The organism is Fibrobacter sp. (genome assembly GCA_012523595.1).
Lineage (GTDB): Bacteria > Fibrobacterota > Chitinivibrionia > Chitinivibrionales > Chitinispirillaceae > JAAYIG01.
The window spans coordinates 1-2328 of the sequence record JAAYIG010000252.1; the positions used below are offsets into that span (position 1 = coordinate 1).

The following is a 2328-nucleotide window of genomic DNA, read 5'->3' on the forward strand; positions in this document are numbered from 1 at the left end:
CTCAATATTGATAATAGACAGAGTATACTGGGCATAAAGATAATGAGGATCACCCTGCATGATTCCTTCAAACAACTGTTCCGCAACATTGTAGTTTTTCTGCTGAAAATGGATCTGTCCTGCCAGATAATCTGCATCAGGCCGTATGTCACTATCAGCATAGAGATTAATAATGAAGGAATGGTTTTTAAGAGCATCCTCCATTTTCCCTTCCCTGTAATCTAAAGCCATCAGACCGTAAAGATATTTGGCTCGCATCTCTGAAGTTGTATACTCTTCCAAGGCTTCCTTGTATACCTGCCGGGAAATGTCATTCATGTAAAGGAATCTGTAGCAGTTTCCAAGGTAATAAGTTGCCTTATCATTAAGATGGAAGTTCGGAAACAGGGACAATACTTTTCCAAAAGCAAATGAAGCTTCCCAGTATTTTCCGGCCAGATACAGTCTCATAGCCTCGTTGTAAGCGTCCATTGGCGCAAGAATCAGTTTATCATACAAACGCTTGGATTCACGCTGCTCGCGAGTGGGTCCGAAATCGGTGGACACTTTCCCTGCGATGGTGAACCCACGCTCATCTTTCTTGTCGCTGTCCTTGATTAAAGTCTCAATAAAGCTGTATCCCAGATGACAATCAAAGTTGAGATAATTGATCATTTCTGGAAGTGGATAAATAAGGTTGTAATTAAATCCTATATATGGAATGTTATTATTGTTCCAGCCTGCTTTAAGCCAGATCTGCGGAATGAACATATACTTAACATGGGCGCCGAACCGGTATTCCGGAATGATCTCTCCTATTTTGGCACCGGTGCTGTCCCTGCCTTTAAACATGTCAACATATTTTTTCCAATCAAGTGCATCATAGAATTTTCCCAGAGCATTATCAATCAGAAATTCAACATCTCCCACCAGATTATCATTTAATGCCGCATATCTGATACCCATCCTTAATCTGCTGGTAGTAACCTCTGTCTCCCTCTGCAACCCTAAATGATTAAACGCTTCTCCCCATTTGACCTGGGTTGGCAAAATATCCTGAAGAGAAACACTGATACCAAGATCACCAAAACGATAATGGTCCAGAGGATTAAAATATAAGCCCAAATCGATACCAGGAACATGCGATACAGCCCAATCACCAAATTGATACTGTGTTCTTAATTTTACGTTGGTCCCCACCATCAGCCAGGGAAGAAGTCTGATTCCATAATTAGCAATAAACCACACATCCTGAAAACTGGTGTTGCCAACATATTTTATAGTCTGACTTGAAGAATCGATAAAGGATTTCTGGATAGAGTTCCTGGTAAAAAGCAGTGTCATACCGATTGTCTGATTCCGCCTTACCGGCATTTGAATAGCCATGTGCTGATATCCCATAGCATCATCACCCAGAGCCCATCGGTAAAAACCTAATGCATCCACATGCATCTGATTGACCCTGTATAAAAGGGCTGGGTTCACCAAAGCAGAGGACCAATCGGTGAGATCCTGAATAAAATCAGCCTGGAAATAAGGTGCATCATATCCACCATTTCCATTTGCAAAAAAAGTTGCACCTGCCAGCAAGACTGCCATTAGGCACGATTTAATTTTTGTTGGAAAACACCTCACAATATACCAGCCTTTTTGAAGTTTTTTATTTGAGTGGAACAACCTCTACCCGCCTGTTTTTAGCCCGACCCTCAGGAGTCGTGTTAGGAGCTATAGGACGTTCTTCACCATAACCCCTGGCTACAATTCTATCCGCAGCAATACCTCTCATAACCAGATAACTCATAACTGATTTTGCTCTGTCATAGGAAAGGGCCAAATTGTAATCATTAGAGCCCTGATCATCAGTATGTCCCCCAATCTCGACTTTCACATTCGGATACGCTTCAAGGCTGTTATACACATGTTCCAGTACATAATAGGATTCTTCCAAAAGTTCGGCACTTGCAGTTTTAAAATTAACCCCTTTAAGGATCAAAGTCTGTTTAATTTCCTGTGGCTTCTCATCTGGACAACCATCTGAATCCTTGTAACCATTTACAGTCTCAGGATTATTTGGACAGGCATCCTCGACATCAGGGATTCCATCCTGATCATTATCCAGATCAGGACACCCATCTACATCCTGGAAACCATCACGATCCTCAGGGTCATTAGGACACTGATCCTGAGCATCATAGATACCATCCTGATCATTGTCATAATCCGGACACCCATCAACATCTTCAAATCCGTCCATATCTTCTGCAACATCTGGACACTGATCCACATCATCAGGAATACCATCACCGTCTTTATCGGTGGTGAACGCCTCCACCATCTGCTCTGTAATAA

General features: G+C 42.1%; 2 protein-coding genes. Both read right to left on the minus strand.

Annotated elements, in window-relative coordinates:
- A partial coding sequence (locus tag GX089_17255) for a hypothetical protein (protein NLP04244.1) occupies positions 1 to 1431 on the minus strand: 1431 nt, incomplete at its 3' end.
- Between the two features lie 208 nt (positions 1432 to 1639).
- Positions 1640 to 2328, minus strand: a 689-nt coding sequence (locus GX089_17260) for an OmpA family protein (GenBank protein ID NLP04245.1), incomplete at its 5' end; no start/stop codon positions are given.